Origin of the sequence: Murimonas intestini (assembly GCF_024622195.1) — a bacterium.
In the GTDB taxonomy this organism is placed as follows: domain Bacteria; phylum Bacillota; class Clostridia; order Lachnospirales; family Lachnospiraceae; genus Murimonas; species Murimonas intestini.
In genome coordinates, this window is sequence record NZ_JANKBI010000021.1 from 86778 (window position 1) to 105034 (window position 18257).

13 protein-coding genes and 1 tRNA gene are annotated in these 18257 nt (G+C 45.0%); 13 read left to right on the forward strand and 1 reads right to left on the reverse strand.

Annotation, left to right across the window (positions count from 1 at the left end; genetic code table 11):
- Nucleotides 1–27 precede the first annotated feature (27 nt).
- Genes NSB28_RS21960 through NSB28_RS21985 form a run of 6 tightly spaced genes read left to right on the forward strand, consistent with a single transcriptional unit; the run spans nt 28 to nt 9943 of the window.
- Nucleotides 28–993 (forward strand): hypothetical protein, encoded by a 966-nt coding sequence (locus tag NSB28_RS21960; protein ID WP_109748593.1) that lies wholly within the window; start codon nt 28–30, stop codon nt 991–993.
- Nucleotide 994: 1 nt separating this feature from the next.
- On the forward strand, nt 995–4366 hold the full coding sequence (locus NSB28_RS21965; RefSeq protein WP_109748592.1) for a helicase HerA domain-containing protein: 3372 nt from the start codon (nt 995–997) through the stop codon (nt 4364–4366).
- A complete protein-coding gene (locus NSB28_RS21970; protein WP_109748591.1) occupies nt 4363–5247 on the forward strand; it encodes a hypothetical protein in 885 nt (294 codons plus the stop codon). The genes NSB28_RS21965 and NSB28_RS21970 overlap by 4 nt, the downstream gene beginning before the upstream one ends.
- Nucleotides 5248–5259: 12 nt before the next feature.
- On the forward strand, nt 5260–6303 hold the full coding sequence (locus NSB28_RS21975) for a hypothetical protein (RefSeq protein ID WP_109748590.1): 1044 nt from the start codon (nt 5260–5262) through the stop codon (nt 6301–6303).
- Nucleotides 6304–6308: 5 nt separating this feature from the next.
- Nucleotides 6309–9176, forward strand: coding sequence for a protein kinase domain-containing protein (locus NSB28_RS21980; protein WP_109748589.1), 2868 nt, complete (start codon nt 6309–6311; stop codon nt 9174–9176).
- 32 nt (nt 9177–9208) lie between these two features.
- Nucleotides 9209–9943: a hypothetical protein gene (locus NSB28_RS21985; protein WP_257497912.1), complete on the forward strand. Its 735-nt coding sequence runs from the start codon at nt 9209–9211 to the stop codon at nt 9941–9943.
- On the opposite strand, the gene NSB28_RS21990 is transcribed toward NSB28_RS21985, so the two are convergent.
- Nucleotides 9935–11038 (reverse strand): hypothetical protein, encoded by a 1104-nt coding sequence (locus NSB28_RS21990; protein WP_109748587.1) that lies wholly within the window; start codon nt 11036–11038, stop codon nt 9935–9937. The two genes, NSB28_RS21985 and NSB28_RS21990, sit on opposite strands and share 9 nt — an antisense overlap.
- A gap of 208 nt (nt 11039–11246) precedes the next feature.
- Between NSB28_RS21990 and NSB28_RS21995 the strand changes: the two genes are divergently transcribed.
- From NSB28_RS21995 to NSB28_RS22025, 7 genes are all read left to right on the forward strand, one after another.
- Nucleotides 11247–12575 carry a glycoside hydrolase family 140 protein gene (locus tag NSB28_RS21995; RefSeq protein ID WP_109748586.1) on the forward strand — a complete coding sequence of 443 codons (1329 nt, stop codon included), beginning with the start codon at nt 11247–11249 and terminating at the stop codon, nt 12573–12575.
- Between the two features lie 59 nt (nt 12576–12634).
- Nucleotides 12635–13480, forward strand: coding sequence for a fumarate hydratase (locus NSB28_RS22000; RefSeq protein ID WP_109748585.1), 846 nt, complete (start codon nt 12635–12637; stop codon nt 13478–13480).
- Between the two features lie 13 nt (nt 13481–13493).
- Nucleotides 13494–14048, forward strand: a complete 555-nt coding sequence (locus NSB28_RS22005) for a Fe-S-containing hydro-lyase (RefSeq protein ID WP_109748584.1) — start codon at nt 13494–13496, stop codon at nt 14046–14048.
- A gap of 5 nt (nt 14049–14053) precedes the next feature.
- Nucleotides 14054–14776, forward strand: a complete 723-nt coding sequence (locus NSB28_RS22010) for a lysophospholipid acyltransferase family protein (RefSeq protein WP_109748583.1) — start codon at nt 14054–14056, stop codon at nt 14774–14776.
- A 40-nt stretch (nt 14777–14816) separates the two neighbouring features.
- Nucleotides 14817–16844, forward strand: coding sequence for a hypothetical protein (locus NSB28_RS22015; protein WP_109748582.1), 2028 nt, complete (start codon nt 14817–14819; stop codon nt 16842–16844).
- Nucleotides 16845–16881: 37 nt separating this feature from the next.
- Nucleotides 16882–17814 carry a glycosyltransferase family 2 protein gene (locus NSB28_RS22020; protein ID WP_109748581.1) on the forward strand — a complete coding sequence of 311 codons (933 nt, stop codon included), beginning with the start codon at nt 16882–16884 and terminating at the stop codon, nt 17812–17814.
- Nucleotides 17815–17926: 112 nt separating this feature from the next.
- Nucleotides 17927–18014 (forward strand) — tRNA-Ser (locus NSB28_RS22025).
- Nucleotides 18015–18257: the final 243 nt, after the last annotated feature.

Consider the following 18257-nt stretch of genomic DNA (forward strand, 5'->3'; position numbering starts at 1 on the left):
ACGGAAAGAGAAAGGGGGGATGTCCGGGTGAAAGCTGTAGAATTGTATGTATATCCATATTGGGGGATCAATCAGGTGAGGACGGGGGTATGCATAGACAAAAAGCCCGTCCGAAGCACAAAAAACAGACTGTATTCCCTTGTATGTGAACAGGGAATGGATAAGTGGCTGCTGCCCAGAAGAGAAGGGTATATAAATTGGAAGGGGATACTGCCTGAGTTAGCCAGGCAGCTGAATGATGATGAATTTGAAATCATGTTTACAGGGCGCAGGTATGACTATGAAAGATTTGAAGAAGAGCTGGCAAATCAGGCAGAGGGGCTGAAAAGAAAAGGTGAACTGTCGGAATGTACATGTAAGTTCAATTCCCGCTGGGAGGCTATTGAGACAGAGGCGGAGATTGGGAAAGTTATGTATGCTGCCCATGAACTGGCCCGGAGCCTGGACTTTTACAGAGAAGCTATGAGGAAGGCGGCAGTCACGCTTGATCATCTTAAAAGAGAACTTGAGACAGTTAAGATAAGAAACTGCGGCCTCAGAGTATTTTCTCATGAGGGACTGGCAGAAAGCATAGAAGGGCCTTGTATCCTGCTGGTGACAGTCCATGACAGTGCAAAAGAGTACTCTGAGGAAATTTTAGAAAAGTGCAGAAGAATGGACAGATCAGAGCTGGAAAATATGGCAGTGCTTCTTCCGGAAAAAGATAATGAGAGAGGGCAGGGCATAAGGACAGTGGTGAGGGAAATTTTAAGAAACCAGCTGGGAATATCTGTGAGGCTGCTGCTGGCAGATTCTGCATATTTTTCTGAAAATCTCATGTACTATGCCCGCACTGCATCACATACGCCTGTTATCTCACAGATAATAAAATGTATTTATCAGGTGGTCCAGAACATGGATGACTGGGAGATGGATGCAGACGCTGTTGATATTTACAATTCCCTGGAAGCCCTGCAGAAAAATCCCGGGCTCAGCGACTGTGAGGTGAGATGAAATGACACAGAAAAGAGGTCTTGATATGGTAGATGAAAACGGAGTAAAACTGGATTGGCTGAAGCTGCAGGAGGATGAGGTGCAGGAGAAATACGAAGAGGGAAGAGGGGAATACAGTGTTCAGATATTAACTGAGCCAGAAGATACGGCTGTCAGGGAACAGGATCCGGGACTGTTCACCTCTATGGCTGTGGCTGATTACTACATAAGAATGAATTATTTAGCTGACCTGGATAAGAGAGAGATCGTCCCAATGGAGGAAGGACCAGAGCAGATCCCGGTCGCTGATAATGTAAGGCTGTTCCATATATCAAGCCTTTCTTATGACAGTAAGGAGGATATACTTGGAAAGATGTCAGGCGTGTTCGGGGCTGTCTCTAAGTTCGATGCCACGGCAGTCTATATCCTTTATCACGATGGTTCGCAGACTGATGTATATATGGGGACATCCTGCGGTGATATGGAGGAGCTGGGGCATGTATTTGATACAATGCAGAATTCCGTAAAAGGAAATTTTCCAGGCTGCAGGATAAAAACAATGAGAGTGAGGGATAACAGGCAGCTTTTTGAAAAGATGTTTCCCGGAAATGAATCAGTGGCCTGTGTGTCTACAATGGCCTCTGTCAGAGGACAGGGAAAGGAAGGATATCTTCAGGGACTTGAAAAAATGGTGGATGCCATGAGAGGCACGCCATTTTCACTTATAGTTCTGGCATCATCAGTCGCCCAGGAGACGCTGAGGCGGATCAGGGCGGGATATGAAAATCTGTATTTTCAGATGAGCCCGTTCCAGAAAGCTGCTGTATCTGTATCAGAGACAGAGACGGAAGGTTTTACAAAAACAGCAGGGGAGACGATCACAGATTCAGTTACCATGACAGTTGGTTCCTCCAGGGGGGAGAGCAGGACAACAGGCACATCCAGGACGTTATCATCTTCAAAGGAGAGTGACAGGGATACAAGAAAAAAAGAAATAGGAGTCCAGCTGGCCACTATGGGAGGTATGTCGCTTCTGGCCGGTATGACAGGCGGAGCCTCAGCAGTGCTGGGGAGTGTTACGGGCGGAGCCCTTCTTGGCAACAATATGCTCAGGATGACAGGAATAAAGCCTGAGACAGTGAGTTCAGGAAACACGGAGCATACCGATACAGGTGTGAATGAAGGAACAAATGAATCAAGAGCGGACAGCAGGCAGAAGGGAAGAAATACCAGCAGTTCAGAAAATACAGGCAAAAGCACAGGCAGGACAAAACAGTATACATATGAGAATAAGACGGTAACAAATATTCTCCAGGCTATTGACGACAGGCTGGAGAGAGTTAAGGAATGTGAGTGGAACGGGGCGTTTGACTGTGCTGCATATATCCTGGCAGCAGATTCAGCATCTGTGCGGATGGGGGCGGGGATTTACAGCTCTCTTCTCAGGGGAGGCAGCAAGGGCGCAGGAGTATCGTATGTAAATGTCTGGGAGGAGAGGGAGGAGGCTGATAAAATATGCAGGTATATTTCACATATGCAGCATCCTGTATTTTCCGGACAGGGAAGTGATGTCTGTCATCCTTCTGTCACACCGGCAGTTATGGCATTGGCGCAGGAGATGCCCATCCATTTTTCATGGCCCAGGAAGTCTGTCAGAGGGCTGCTGGTAGACACTCACGCAGAATTTTCCAGAGATGTGATGAGGAGCAGTGAATCGGGACAGATAGGGATTTCAGTAGGATATCTGCATCACATGGGGATTACTGAGGATAAGGATATCTCCTTAGATATAGATGAATTGACAAAGCATATGTTTATTTCCGGTTCCACAGGCTCAGGAAAGTCTAACTTCTGTTATGTGCTTCTGGACGGACTTATGAAAAACGGGATCCATATGATGGTGATAGAGCCGGCAAAAGGAGAATATTCATCTGTGTTCGGTGGCAGGGATGATGTAAATGTATATGGAACAAACGAATGGATGGGTCCAGTTCTGGCTGTCAATCCTTTTGCCTTCCCGGAAGGGGTGCATGTGCTGGAGCATCTGGAAAGGCTGATAGAAGTCTTTAATGCCAGCTGGCCCATGTACGCAGCTATGCCTGCTGTCCTGAAGGAAAGTGTGGCCAGGGCTTATGAGATGTGCGGGTGGGATCTGGAGAGGGGGGAATGTCTCTTTGATCCTCCCAGATTCCCCACATTTTCTGATGTGACGGATATACTTCCCCAGGTTTTAAACCAGACAGAGTACTCACAGGAAGTAAAAGGAAATTATGTAGGGGCGCTTGTCACAAGGGTAAAATCAATGGGCCAGTATATTTACAAAAAAATATTCTGCGGCCCTCAGATACCTGATGAGCTTCTGTTTGATTCCAATGTGATTATAGACATCAGCAGGCTGGGCTCTTCTGAGACAAAATCATTGATCATGGGAATCCTGATCATCAGACTGCAGGAGTACAGAAGCAGCAGAAGGAAGGGGATGAACCAGGGACTGCGCCATGTGACAGTGCTGGAAGAGGCCCATCACCTTCTGAGGGCTTCTTCTGATGAGCAGAGCATGGAGGGAGCAAATCTGAGAGGGATGTCTGTGGAGATACTTACAAATGCCATAGCTGAGATGAGAACATACGGGGAAGGTTTTATTATCGCTGACCAGTCTCCCGGGATCATGGATGAGTCTGTTATCAGAAATACAAATACAAAAGTTTTATTCAGGCTTCCTCAGGAGAAAGACAGAGTAAAGGCGGGCAGGGCAATTGCCCTAAATGATGCCCAGATCATGGAACTGGCGCGTCTGGAGACAGGAGTGGCGGCAGTGCATCAGGGAGACTGGATAAGCCCCATCCTGTGCAGAATGAATTATTTCCCCCCTGAGAGGAATCAGCCGTTTGATGCAGAAAAAGCTAAAGGGATTCAAAGACAGAAAAAAAGATACCCTGAAAGAAAAGAGACAGAAACAGTCCTGGAAATACTGCTTGCCAAAAGAACGGGGAATCCGCTCCCTGAAAAAGAACAGTGCCTGGAAGCTCTTACATCAGTTGAAAAGCTGGATTTTCCATGGGCAGACAAGACAGCAGAATGTCTCAGGGATTGTATCGGGGGAAAGCAGCCGGGGATCTGGCAGGATTTCACATGTCTTTGCAGACAGATCTATGATTTCATGGAGGGAGACAGATACTTTGCTGCCGGCATCTTTGATCCCTCCAGGTGGAATAAGCAGGCTGCCCTGCTTCTGGATCAGAGAGGGGGAGGTATTATGGAAAATACACGTGCACAGGTACTTGGCATGATATTGATGAAGAGAGCAGCAGGGGATAAAAAAGCACATGAACTGTATTACAGGTGGTATTCCAGATATGGAAAGATAAAAAGTAAGAAGAAGGTGGAAGCATGAGTTTTGATTTTGAAGGATATACCCCAAATGATCTGTATACTGTCCCTCAGATATACATGCCGCAGGATATATATGGTCCTCAGGAAATGTATATTCCCCAGGAGTTATATGTAACCCGTGACTTATATGCCCCTCAGAATCTGGAGTATACAGAAAGGACTCTGGAAAATGAGGAATGGAATGAGTTATCTATACCGGGATATCCATTTACGGATGGGATCCCTAATCTGGAGCCTGCAGTATTATCAGATGATCTGTTTGTGACAGGCAATCCCCAGGAGGTATCAGTACGTCTGGACTACATGCAGGGAGACAATCCTTTTAATGCCTATGGCAACTGCGGGCTGGTAAGCGTGTCCAACCTTTTGCAGCTGGCTGGGATTGATCTGGGTGAGGATGATATAACACTTTTTGCCCTGAAAAATAATATGTGCGAATACATAGACGGAGACCCTGAAAATTCGGGAGGCACGTATCCTGATAACCTGGTGGATATACTCAAGTGTGCGGGGATAGACGCACAGTACCAGCTCACATGGAGTGATATGTCGGGAATCACCTCCTATGAGGGGATCGCAGATCTTGTGGAGAGCGGCAATGGCGTGATCATGCAGGTGAATGCGGGATATCTGTGGGACAGCCCCCAGGCTATGAGCGTTGATGAGAATGGTTCGGCTCTTGTAAATCACTGGGTAACAGTCACAGGAGTTGCCAGGGATGCACAGACAGGTGAGATACAGGGATTCTATATATGTGACAGCGGACGGGGAATGGAGACAGACAGCTGCCGGCTTGTCACAACAGATATACTGGATGATGCATATATGAATGCCCAGGGAAGCTCTATTGTATATACCACGTCGCCGATCAGAATAGTTTAGGAGGAAGAAAATATGAAGAGTATTGCAGAAATTGCAGAAGGCCTCAGGAGCGGACGGGGATTTTCAATAGTTCCTCCCGGAACTGCCATGTCATTTTTTGTACCCTGTATGGAAGATGGAAGGCTGACAGAGAGGGCTTTTATATATCCGTTTACACCGGGACGAACATGCGGTTACAGACCCTTCGCCTGGATCGTGCGCTCTATGGAAAAAGAAAAACTCCTGGCCTACCAGAAGTGTGCGGACAGAGATTTTATGGAGGGCGGTTATGATCCGGAGGCAAGAGTAAACTATCAGATCAGCCAGTCTTTGACAGCAGGTGAATATTCTGAGTACTGTAAAAAATATGCCAGAATATACCAAGAGATCAAAAAGTATGTATTCATGGAGAAGCTGGACGGACAGAAGGCTGACCTTTTAAGAAATTATATCGATTTAATGAAAATAATCGTACCGGCAGAACTTATGACATATTATGAGGGGCTGTCACCTGAATTTTTCTCGTGGATCAAAAGAGCGGCAGGCCAGGAGGGCGGTGAGCTTGCGGATTTAGAAAGCTCTTTCCAGGCAAAACCCAGGTCATGGCAGATCCAGGTGCTGGGAAAGGAAATCTCCATGTCCCTTCTGATTCCTTACAGGAAGATGGGAAAAATGGCTGACAGAGCTTTTCTTTACAGCTGTAAAGAAAATAAAAACATGCAGAGTCCGGTGCAGGTGCTGCCGTATGCCTGGCTTGAAATAGATTCTGAGACAGGAAAGGTTTCAGGATTCTGGCAGAGGGATTACAGAGATTTTTCAGAAAGTGGGCAAAGGGAGACAGGATGCAGTATCCCATCCCTTACTTTTGAGGGAAGAGAGAAGGAAATTTTAAATGCCTTGGGGAAAATCAGGGAATGTGCATTTAAAGAGAGCGTGACGGATGAAGAGAAGAATTCAATATTATTGTTCAAAGAAATCTTTTATGGTATGATATCTACAGAGTTATTGCGGTATTACCAGGAGCTTTCGCCTGAATTTTTTAAGTGGCTTAATGAGGCAGGCGGCATGATGGGATAGTAAATATGAGAGATGTCAGAAGTTTTTTAGAACAGGGAACAGAAGTGGTGCTGGGAGGTATCTGCTATGAGATCCTGGGGTTGGAAGGGTATGGGGCAAGTTCAGCTGTGTATCTGGCCAGATACAGGGATTCATTAATGGAGAACAGCTGGCATCAGGTACTTTTGAAGGAACTTTTCCCTCTCACCAGGACGGGAGAAATATGCCGGGGCAGAGATGGAAAATGTATAGTTGTGGAAAAACAGGCCGGGGAGTTTTTCTCTATTCATGAGCGCAGCTTCATGAGAGGAACCCAGATCCAGCTGGAACTGCTTTTAAAGGATCCGGGCCTTATCAGCGGAAATCTGAATTCATACAGGGCAGGGGGAACCATCTATTCTGTTCTGCCCTGGCAGGGAGGTTCTACGTTGGAGGAGGAGCTGGATGCAGGGAATATCAGGTCTCTGCTTCAGGCAGTATCTGTTCTGAAGAACGTTCTTGAATGCCTTGAGGTATTTCACAGCCATGGTTATCTTTATCTGGACATCAGCCCGGATAATTGTCTTCTGCTGCCGTCAGGAGAAGAGAGAAAGGCTCTGCTGATCGACTATAACAGTATCTGGAAATCAGAAGAGATCCTGGAACATCCGCCTGAGTGCTTCAGCAGGAAAAGGGGTTATTCAGCGCCTGAGGTGATGCTTAAAAATTTAAGGTCTGTGGGACGCCATTCAGATATGTATTCTGTGTGTGCAGTCTTTTATAGAATTCTCACAGGGACTATACTTGGACAGGAACAGATGCAGGATGTAAAATCTCTGAAAAAGGAGATTGGAGACTCTGCTCTTCTGGATGGGGAGATGCCTTCAGTCAGATCAAAGGTATATGGGATCATAACAAAAGGCCTGAAGCTGTCAACTGCCAGAAGATATCAGTCAACAGGAGAACTGAGAGCGGATCTGGATGAACTTATGCTCAGGATAGAGGGCAGGGGTGTGACGCATGAGGCCCTCTGGGATATCAGCAGAAGAAAATGTCTGCAGCTGGCAGCCAGAAAAGAGAAAAAGAGGTTTCCGCTGGATTACAGGATAGAAAGCAGCAGCCGGGAAAAGCTTACAGCAGGCCAGTTCTGGGAAAGGGTATTATCTGAAAATTCTGCTGCGCTTCTTGAGGGAGAAGGAGGTTCTGGAAAATCTACCATGCTCCTGGATTTCTGGGAAGCCTCCACCCGGGAATATAACAGGGACAGGCCGGTGGTGTGGTTTCTTCCGCTGTACAGGTATCAGGAGGCACGGGGCAGAGCCTCCTCCTTTATAAAGGACTCTCTTCTGGAGTATTTAAAGCCTGACGGAAAAGTAAACGGAGCCAAAGAAGCATGTGAGGGGCTCATGGAAGTCCTTGAGAAGAAAGACCAGATATTTCTTATACTGGACGGATTAGATGAGGTGAGGGAAGGAAAGAGGGAGCTGATCAGAGAGATAAGCTTATTCAGACAAAAAAGAGGTGTCAGAATCCTCATATCAGGTAGAAACTTATCAGGCTGCAGCTGTTATTCAATCAGGCCCTTAAGTATCTGCCAGATGAAGGAGATTCTGAACGATTCCGGCCTTTTTATACCGTCAGATACGGGAATGCAGGAGCTGCTGAGAAATCCCATGATGCTGGATATGTATCTGGAGATATGCAAAAAAGGTGAAAATGGCGTGGTTTGTGATATTCAGGATGATAAAGAGAAGCTGATCAGAAAATATCTGGAATGTCTTGTCAGAGAATGGGAAGCTGACGGATGGCGCATGAATTATCTGCTGTGGCATGTACTTCCTATGGCAGCGTTGGAAATGAAAAGAAAGAGCCGCCTGTTTATAAATTCTGATGAGTTTTATAAGATAGCTGAAAAAAGTATGAAGCTTATCAAAGAAAAGGATTTTGCGCTGGCTTTTCCTGAGTATATGGGAAAGGCAGGCCAGGTAATGGAGGGTATAAACAGCCAGGCGGAATGGGCAGACTGCATTATTTTGGGACTTAATGACAGGCTGGCGCTTCTGTCTGGGGACAGAGACGGAAGCTTTCATATTGCTCATGAGGTATATCTGGATTTTTTATCTGAGAGGGCACAGGAAAATTTAAAGAAGTATCTGAAAAGAAGGAGAAAGGCACGGACAGGCAGATATATTGTAATACTGGGCATGGTTATAGGATTTGGGGCAGCAGGATTTGCCCTGTTTATGAAGCTTTCCTATCCTGTGACCGTGGAGGAGAGAGCCAGATTAAAAAATTGTGCAGGGCAGATGGAGATACTTTGTGGCAGGCTGGATACAATGCTTTACGAAGAAGAAAAGGTACTGGAAATGGCAGATGATGATGGTCTGTTAAGCGGTGATGAGAAGAGATATCAGAACTTTGAAAAAAATGTGCAGAGGGCAGTGGAAAAGGCCGGGATGTACAGCAAGGATGACAGTGATGATATAAGGTCTGCAGAAATCTTCTCTGAAACAGGCGCAGGGTTTGATGCTGCCAGGATCCTCAGTTTCTACAGGGAACCGGGAGAGCATTTCGTATTTATGAAACAGACAATGGAGCAGCTGCTGGATATGATGGAGCCTGGCAGCAGATATACTCCTGACAGAAGAAGAGAAGCTGTGGGGGCATATAAGGAATATCTGGAGGCGTATAAAGAAGTGATCTACTGGAAAATAGCAGCAGTTGAGGCAGATTTTCCAGGGGATTATGGACAGGAGATATATGAATGGATAGCCCACAGCAATTCATTTGGCAGTGTATTTATTTCCAAGAAGACTGAAGAAGACAGAAAACAGATGGAGATAAAGCAGACTGCGGCAGAAGTACAATTGAAAGAATGTATGGCACAGATGCAGAGATGTGGATTTGTCTTATAGAAAGCCGCAGACGGATCAGGGAGGAGAAAGGTATGTTAAAAAAGGCGGGCAGAAGCCTGATGATCATTTTTATTTTATGTTTAGCTGTTTTGTCAGGATGCGGGAAGGCGGATCAGGAGACTTCCGAAAAGATGATGGACGATTTTGGCAGCATCATAGGAGCATCGGATGAACTGTCTGCTCATTTTGATACAGCTTTGACAGCAGTGGAAGAATATATAGCTTCTCCGTCAGAGGAAGGACGGAAAAAAGCTTCTGACTCATGCAGTGAGGCACAGAAACAGCTGGAAACTGCGGCCGGAATTTCGTATGAAATGAGTGATGAAGTCAAGGATTGCCTGGAGAAAAAAGGAATAAGCGCTGCAGACTTTATGGTGCCTTATCAGACACTTGCCAGTGAAAAAGACGGGTGGCAGGATTTCCTGACAAATATATCATATTATCTGGATGATTATATACCATCCATGGGAGAAATCCCGGATGAACTGAAACAGATATGCAGACTCGACAGAGAATATTTTGAGGAAAATACAAAATTCATGTATTATGGAATCAACAGCCTGTTTGCAGGGATCTCTGATGAGGAGATGGAGTATTTAGATAAAAATGTTCTGGCGGCCCTCAGGTGTTTTCAGCCTTCGGATGTACAGTGGGAGAAAACAAGTGAGGGGGCAGACCAGAAAATGGAAGCATGTATGCAGCAGATGGAGGAGATCTATATGAAGATGAGCGCTGTCTATGGGGCTCATCTTACAGGATCAGAATAAAGCAGCCATGACAGATTCCATTCGGGAGCTCATGGAATCTTCAGCAGAGCTGACTGCATACAGAATCAGCCAGTCAAAAGCATTTCTGGGGTCAAGAGGATTCATGCCGCAGTCATCCATGATCAGGTTAAGGCGCCACCAGTGTTCTTCAAAGCGTTCTTTCGGCGTCAGGTACTCTTCATCAAGTTCATCATACTCTTCATCTGTCACATTCTCTGTGATAACGTAGAGGAGCAGCAGGAGCTTTCTGGTCACGGGTTCCCGCCGTGCCTGGATGTTTTTTAGGGAGGTGGCATTTGGCCAGTACTTCCTGATCAGCTTCTGGACAAGCGTATACCCCTTCCTGCTGCGGGTGGATGGAAGATTCATATCAAAATAGAGAGAAGAAATTTTTTCAATGGAATATCTGCCGTCCAACAGGTCTTCTTCCATGTTCAGGCCGTGGTCAGGGAGAGTGAGGAGGCGGAAGTATTTATTAAAGTAATCATAGGCTTTCAGATGGAAGGCCCCAAAATCCTGAAGATGGAGGGTATAAAGCCGCATAAATTCCTCATCTGTATAAACATCTGAAAAATCATTTTTGATCACCTCTGTGCGCACGGCATTTTGCAGGTAATTATCAGATACGGGGTCAGACACAGGGACCGGGGGGAGTGACTGCATTAGCTTCTGGGCTTTTTCGTAAGACTGTCCGGTCCGGAGGCAGTAAGCAAGGCTGAGTTCTTTTCCATCTCTGTAGTGGATGCCATAGTCTGACACGGAGCCGAGGAGCAGGGAGGCCTGCTCCTCATTCAGCCCAAGGATAAAAGAAATTAAAAAAATATCATCTCTTCCGGAAGGCAGGTTTTTCCCTGAAGCCCAGTTCCTGATCCTGCGCCGGACTGAATCAGCCGGAATATCAGGGCAGGCGCTGTGATAGCCCTCAGCCAGCCGTTCAGTCAGTCCTTCTCCTTTATAGAGTCCGCAGAGAAGCTCATAGAAGGTGCGTATAGTAATATCCTCTGTCAGGTATCTGGCGGCCTCCTCAGGGGTCATCTCATTTCCGGCCAGACGATTATATTCATTCAAAGAAAGTTCTGTCAGTTCAATTCTCATAATTTTTCCTCATTCATGATTTAAATCCCATCGCTGTAAAATTACACATGTTTATAGTATATCACAGGTTGCCATTCACAGTGAGTACAAAATGCGGAGATTAATACATACATATCATAACAGAATGGATTGTGGTATAACTTTTATTCTATTATAATAACTAAAAACCATAATAATTAAAAACAAATAGAAAAGTGAGGCAAACGAGATGAATTATTGGGATCATGGTGAATTATCAGTGAGTGGAAATAAAAAATATCTGCAGAATGGAGAAGTACCTTTCTTTTGGATGGGGGATACTGCATGGCTTTTGACACAGACGTGTTCTTTGGAGGAATGTGCCCTTTATCTGAGGAACAGGAAGGAAAAGGGCTTTAATGTAATACAGATAGATTTCTTTCACAGTTATAAGGAAGACAGAAAAGAAGGAGATGAGGGCTGGGATAAGGATATAAGAAACCCAGAGTATTGGGAGCTCTGTGACAGGGTCATAGACATGGCAGAGGATATGGGGCTTTATATAGCAGTTCTTCCGGTCTGGGGAAGCATCGCTAAGAGTGAGATCATGGATGAGGAAAAAATGGTGCGATACGGAAGATTCCTGGGCGCCAGATATCAGGAAAAAAAGAATCTCATCTGGGTGATCGGAGGGGATGTGAGGGGAGATGCCGCTTACCCGCGTTTCTGTGCCCTGGGAAGGACTTTAAAGGAATACAATCCGTCGAGGCTCATGAGTTTCCATCCATTTGGCCGTACATCATCAGACCAGTGGTTTGCAGAAGAGCCGTGGATGGATTTTCACATGTTCCAGTCAGGACACAGGAGATACGACCAGGTGACGCTGGGACGCTGGGATGACAAGGGCCAGGGCGACAATACTTATGGGGAAGATAACTGGAGATATGTGGATCAGGTGCACAGCCGGGCGGATGTAAAGCCGGTAGTCGATGCAGAGCCATCATATGAAGGGATTCCCCACGGGCTCCATGATCCCAGGGAGCCGTACTGGGAGGACTGTGACGTGAGGCGCTATGGTTACTGGTCTGTATTTCAAGGGGCGTGCGGATATACATACGGGCACAATGCCATTATGCAGTTTCATTCAGATATTTCAAAGCCAGGAGCCTTTGGAGTCAGAGAACACTGGATGGATGCTCTCCACCAGGAGGGCAGCTGTCAGATGAGACATCTGAGAAGTCTTATGGAGAGAGTCGACTTTGTACATGGCACTCCCCGGGAGGAGCTGCTTCTGTGCGGGCAAAAGGAGAGGTATCACAGGATCAGTGTCTTTGCTGGAAAGAATTATATTTATTGTTATGATTATATGGGAGATATGTTCATATTAGATCTGAAGGATTATAGAGATAAGAAAAAGCTGTCAGGGTACTGGTTTGAGCCTGTCTCCGGCACATTCAGCTATATGGGGGATCTGACAGGGATGAAAGAAATAACTGTGCGTCCACCGCGGAAGGCATCAGGACAAAATGACTGGGTATTTGTTGTATTTAGTGAAGACGGCTCTTGCTTTCCATGTTAGAATATCTTATGATATAAGGTAACAAGGTAGCTGATACCAGATAAACGGAGGGTTATGCCATGATAAGAACAATTTCTGTGGATAAGATTACAGAAAACATCAAAGAAATGTGTATAGAGGCCAATCATTTCCTGTCTCCGGATATGGATACAGTCATGAAAGAAGCAGTGGATAAAGAGGAATCGCCTCTTGGAAGACAGATACTTACCCAGCTTCAGGAGAATCTTAAGATAGCGGGAGATGATATGATACCGATCTGTCAGGATACAGGGATGGCCGTAATCTTTATGGAGATCGGACAGGATGTTCATCTGGAAGGAGGATGTCTTGAGGATGCTGTGAATGAAGGGGTCAGACAGGGATATACGGAAGGTTTCCTGAGAAAATCAGTAGTCAAAGATCCTCTCATCCGGGAGAATACAAAGGATAACACGCCTGCTGTTATTCATTATGAGATGGTTCCGGGAGATAAGGTGAAGATCACCGTGGCGCCGAAGGGATTTGGCAGTGAGAATATGAGCCGCGTATTTATGCTGAAGCCGGCAGAGGGCATTGAAGGAGTTAAGAATGCAGTTTTGACAGCTGTGAGGGATGCGGGGCCAAATGCATGTCCGCCTATGGTGGTAGGCGTTGGCATCGGAGGAACATTTGAAAAGTGTGCCATTCTGGCAAAGAAAGCTCTCACCAGGGATGCAGGTTCACATTCTTCTGTTCCCTATGTAAAAGAAATGGAAGAAGAGCTCCTTGAAAAAATAAACGGACTTGGTATAGGACCGGGGGGCCTTGGAGGAAGAGTTACAGCACTGGCTGTAAATATCAATACATATCCAACACATATTGCGGGGCTTCCCGTGGCAGTCAATATCTGCTGTCATGTAAACAGGCACCGTACAAGGACGATATAAGGAGGAGACCGTAATGGACAAACATATCAGTGCACCCTTGAGCAGGGAAGAGGCAAAGAGTCTGAGGGCAGGAGATTACGTATATATTACCGGGAAGATCTATACAGCCCGGGATGCAGCGCATAAAAGGATGCAGGAAGCGCTGGACAGAGGGGAGAAGCTTCCGCTTGAGGTTGACGGAAATATCATTTATTATATGGGACCTTCACCGGCCAGGGAGGAACGTCCGATAGGTTCTGCCGGGCCTACCACTGCCAGCAGAATGGATAAGTATGCCCCGAAGCTTCTGGATATGGGACTGATCGGTATGATAGGAAAAGGAAAGAGGACAAAAGAGGTACTGGATGCTGTTGTAAGGAACGGAGCAGTTTATTTTGCAGCAGTAGGAGGGGCAGGAGCCCTTCTGTCTCAGAGGATCAAAAGCGCCAGGGTGATAGCTTATGAAGATCTGGGGACAGAGGCTATACGTGAGCTGGAGGTAGAGGATTTTCCTGTTATCGTAGTTGCTGATTCTGCAGGAAATAACCTGTATGAGACTGCGGTTAAGCAGTATCAGAAAGAGAGCTGATATAAATGAAGAGGATTCTTTTGATGGTCCTGCATAATATCTTATATGTGCCTTTCTGGTTTGTTCAGCTCTGCCTGTATGGCAGAAAGTCGGACAGACATTCGGAGAAGGAGAGGTTTGATTTTCTGAAGAAAGTGACCATAAATGCTAATAAGGGCGGAAATGTGATCATACAGGCCGACGGACAGGAGAATCTGCCGCCGAAGGATGGGTTTATTATATATCCCAATCATCAGGGCCTCTATGATACGCTGGCATTTCTGGAAAGCTGTGACAGGCCGTTTTCTGTAGTCATGAAAAAAGAAGTGCAGAATGTTCCGTTCCTGAAGCAGGTATTCAAAGTTATGAGGGCTATCCCCATAGACAGGGATGATGTAAAAGAAGCAATGAGGACGATCCTGCAGGTAGCTGAGGAAGTGCAGAGTGGAAGAAATTATATTATTTTTGCGGAGGGAACAAGATCTAAAAAAGGAAATGAGCTTCTTGATTTTAAAGGAGGAAGCTTTAAGGCTGCCATGAGAGCTAAATGCCCCATAGTGCCAGTGGCTCTTTTAGATGCTTATAAGCCCTTTGATACAAATAGTACGGAGGAGACAGTGGTGCAGATACACTATCTGCCACCCATGTACTATGAAGATTATAAGAATATGAAATCTGTGGAAATAGCGGCCGCGGTAAAAAAGAGGATTGAAGAAAAGATAGCGGAGTGTATTAAAGAGCAGCAGTGATGTTAATATTCACGCAGAAGGCATATATCAGAGGAGGTTTATGGTTAAGATAAGGGTTTGGTTTAATGAAAAGAGACAGGGCAGATTACTGGCCGCAATTTTGATATTGGCAACATTATTCCGTATTTTTTTATTTTCGCGGATGCCGATAGACGGGTTGGGCGATACACTTTATGATGACCTGCTTCTGCTTCAGCACGGGGAATCCATGGCAGGAGGAAACTGGCTGGGGGATTACGGAAATCTGACTTTGGTAAAGGGAATCATGTTCCCGGCGTTCATTGCTTTCTGCAACAAGTTTTTTATTCCGTATCTGCTGGGGATGGGACTTTTGTATACAGCAGCGGCAGCCAGTTTTGTACTTGCAGTCAGAAATTTTATAACTAACAGATATGTACAGGCTGCTGTCTATTTATTTCTGCTGTATTCACCCTCCATGCTGTCAGGGGGAACAGGACAGCGGGCGTATAATCTTGCGCTCATTCCCGCAGCTGTCCTGCTGACAGTCTCCGGACTGACGGGAATGTTTTTTAGAAAAGATGAAAAATTAAGAAAATTTCTGCCCTGGTCTATACTCGCAGCTGCGGGTACTGTATTTTTCTGGCATCTGAGGGATGACTCCGTATGGCTGCTTCCCTTTATTGCCGGAGCGTCAGTAATTACACTAATCTATGCACTGAAGAAATGTGAGGCATGGGGGAAGAGAGTGCTCAGGGCTTCTGTTGCCATTCTGCCTGTAATTGCTCTCTTTGCAAGTAATCTTGTGATCTCAGCTGTCAATTATAAGGAGTATGGCATATTTGCAGTAAATGACAGGTCAGGTACTTATTTTGCTGATTTTATATCAGATCTGCTGAGGATAAAGGCTGATGATGCGGCAGATACAGTATGGATATCTCAGGATGCTGTGAACAGGGCGCTCCAGGTGAGTCCTTCCCTGAATGAAATGAAACCTCAGATAGAGCAGATGTTCTCAAGCGGCTGGGCTTCAGGCGGGGAGATAAACGGCGATCTGATCGTATGGACCTTAAGAGATGCCGCTGCACAGGCCGGATATTACAGGGACGCAGTCACGGCAAATGAGTATTTCAGAAATGTACATGAGGAAATCAGTCTTGCTTTTAAAGATGGAAGGCTGGAAAAAAAGGATGCAGTCTATCTGTCTAACCTCTCAGATGGATTTGTGTTCTCTGAGGATATGCCGGAACTGCTTTCCTTTATGGCTGAAGATTTCAGAATGCTGTCAGGCTATGAAAAGTCGGCCACAGGGGCTTACACAGGATCGGGAAACTGGTATCAGAGACGATATATTGAGGCAATGACAGGAGCGAACATTGTATACAATGATGTATACATAAACATAAAAGGATGGATTATCCTTAAAGAAGATGGAAAAAGCAAGACTATAACTTTGACGGATGAAAATGGAAATACTGTAAATACGCCCAGTCTGCAGGAGAGTGCAGATATTCTGGAAGTATATCCCGAATATGATAATTCAGGAGTATCCAGATTTCAGACTGATGTAAGGGGAGAGTACAGAAACGGACTGTTCCTGAACATCTATACAGACGGCAGTCTTTTGGACACGATTCCATTAGTGAGCGGTCTGACGGAGACAGACAGCTATATTGTAAATGTGGAATCTGCAGCAGCTCTTAATGACCCGGAACTGGGATATGCAAAGAGGATTGTCAGCTTTTCAAACAAAATAGTAGGGCTGTATAAAATATCAGGGAATCTGCTGACGGCAGCTGCTGTGCTTTCTTATATAGTCCTCACTGTTTATATGATATACAGGATGAGAAGAAAAGAATTTTACTGGTGGAATATCTGGCTGGTCATTACTGGCCTGGCAGGCAGCTGCCTTGTATTGATAGCGGCTGTTTCATGGTTTACAGAGTTTTTGACAAAAATTCAGGGAACAGGGCATTTGTACCATTATTCAACAGGTGCACTTCCGGTGATGGAAATGATTAAGATTCTGTCTGTATGTTCTCTGGGTAAAATTATATCTGAAATCAGATGTTCACGCAAAAAGCACGAAAGTTTACTCCGTGGCCAGTAACGGTTATATACACATAGAAAATAGCAGAGGAAAATAGATGAGTACAGCAGTTTTAATACCTTGTTACAATGAGGCTAAAACAATTAAAAAGGTGGTGGAGGATTTTAAAAGGGAGATGCCCCATGCGCAGATATACGTCTATGACAATAACTCCACAGATGGTACAGATATAATTGCAAGAGAGGCGGGCGCGACAGTCAGATATGAATACCGCCAGGGCAAAGGGAATGTAGTACGTTCCATGTTCAGGGATATTGATGCTGACTGCTATATTATGGTGGATGGAGATGACACCTATGATGCCTCATTCGGACCGGTACTGGAAAAAGAAATACTTGAGGGAAGGGCAGATATGGCGGTAGGAGACAGGCTGTCCTCCACATATTTTTCGGAGAATAAAAGGGCTTTCCATAATTTTGGCAATGTTCTGGTAAGAAAGCTCATCAACCTCTTGTTTAAATCAAGACTTAATGACATCATGACAGGCGCCAGGGCATTTAACAAAATGTTTGTTAAATCCTATCCTGTTATATCCAAGGGGTTTGAGCTTGAGACCGAAATGACTATATTTGCATTAAATTATAACATGAGGATCGCAGAGAAACCCATTCAGTATAAGGACAGGCCTGCAGGGAGTGAATCAAAGCTGAATACATTTAAAGACGGCTTTAAGGTTCTCAAGACAATAGGTGAACTGTTTAAAGATACCAGACCGTTTGCTTTCTTCTCTATTATAAGTTCTATTCTTATACTGGTGAGCATGTGTTTTTTTATTCCTATCTTAATTGAATTCTTCCATACAGGTGAAGTAGCAAAATTTCCTACATTGATCATTATCAGTGCAGTACTTGTAATTGCAGTAATGAATTTTTTCTGTGGGATACTACTGAGTGTTATAAAGAAAAAGGACAGGCAGGACTTTGAAAGAAGCCTGAATATACTGGCTGAAGTATGGAAAAAAGGGCAGTGAAAATAAAAAATAAAAAAAGTTAAAAAAGTGATTGACAAATAAATATCTCTTTAGTATAATAATCAATGCGTCACGGACAAGTGATGCTTAATCAAAAGAAAATAAGCAATCAGGAGAAATACTCAAGTGGCTGAAGAGGCGCCCCTGCTAAGGGTGTAGACCGTTTGCGCGGTGCGAGGGTTCAAATCCCTCTTTCTCCGCTTTGTTTTCTAAGATTAATGTAACAAAGTGGTTGACTTATAGCAATCATGATGTTATAATGAAAACCTACCGACGAGCGAAAATGTTCTGATAAAAAAACATTGACAAGCGCTTGAAAGTGTGGTAAGATATAGGAGTTGCGCTTGAGAAATAAAAAAGCCAACTACAAAGAACCTTGATAATTGAATAGTGAGACAACCTTGAAAATTCAAGAGAAAATTCAAGAACAGATGGAACGGAAG

Bases quoted from the DNA above. Each gene is read 5' to 3' on its own strand.
- NSB28_RS21970 (WP_109748591.1), top strand. From the start codon at position 4,363: ATGAGTTTTGATTTTGAAGGATATACCCCAAATGATCTGTATACTGTC.
- NSB28_RS22020 (WP_109748581.1), top strand. From the start codon at position 16,882: ATGAGTACAGCAGTTTTAATACCTTGTTACAATGAGGCTAAAACAATT.
- NSB28_RS21975 (WP_109748590.1), top strand. From the start codon at position 5,260: ATGAAGAGTATTGCAGAAATTGCAGAAGGCCTCAGGAGCGGACGGGGA.
- NSB28_RS21990 (WP_109748587.1), bottom strand. From the start codon at position 11,038: ATGAGAATTGAACTGACAGAACTTTCTTTGAATGAATATAATCGTCTG.
- NSB28_RS21985 (WP_257497912.1), top strand. From the start codon at position 9,209: ATGTTAAAAAAGGCGGGCAGAAGCCTGATGATCATTTTTATTTTATGT.
- NSB28_RS22000 (WP_109748585.1), top strand. From the start codon at position 12,635: ATGATAAGAACAATTTCTGTGGATAAGATTACAGAAAACATCAAAGAA.
- NSB28_RS22010 (WP_109748583.1), top strand. From the start codon at position 14,054: ATGAAGAGGATTCTTTTGATGGTCCTGCATAATATCTTATATGTGCCT.
- NSB28_RS22015 (WP_109748582.1), top strand. From the start codon at position 14,817: ATGGTTAAGATAAGGGTTTGGTTTAATGAAAAGAGACAGGGCAGATTA.
- NSB28_RS21980 (WP_109748589.1), top strand. From the start codon at position 6,309: ATGAGAGATGTCAGAAGTTTTTTAGAACAGGGAACAGAAGTGGTGCTG.
- NSB28_RS22005 (WP_109748584.1), top strand. From the start codon at position 13,494: ATGGACAAACATATCAGTGCACCCTTGAGCAGGGAAGAGGCAAAGAGT.
- NSB28_RS21995 (WP_109748586.1), top strand. From the start codon at position 11,247: ATGAATTATTGGGATCATGGTGAATTATCAGTGAGTGGAAATAAAAAA.
- NSB28_RS21965 (WP_109748592.1), top strand. From the start codon at position 995: ATGACACAGAAAAGAGGTCTTGATATGGTAGATGAAAACGGAGTAAAA.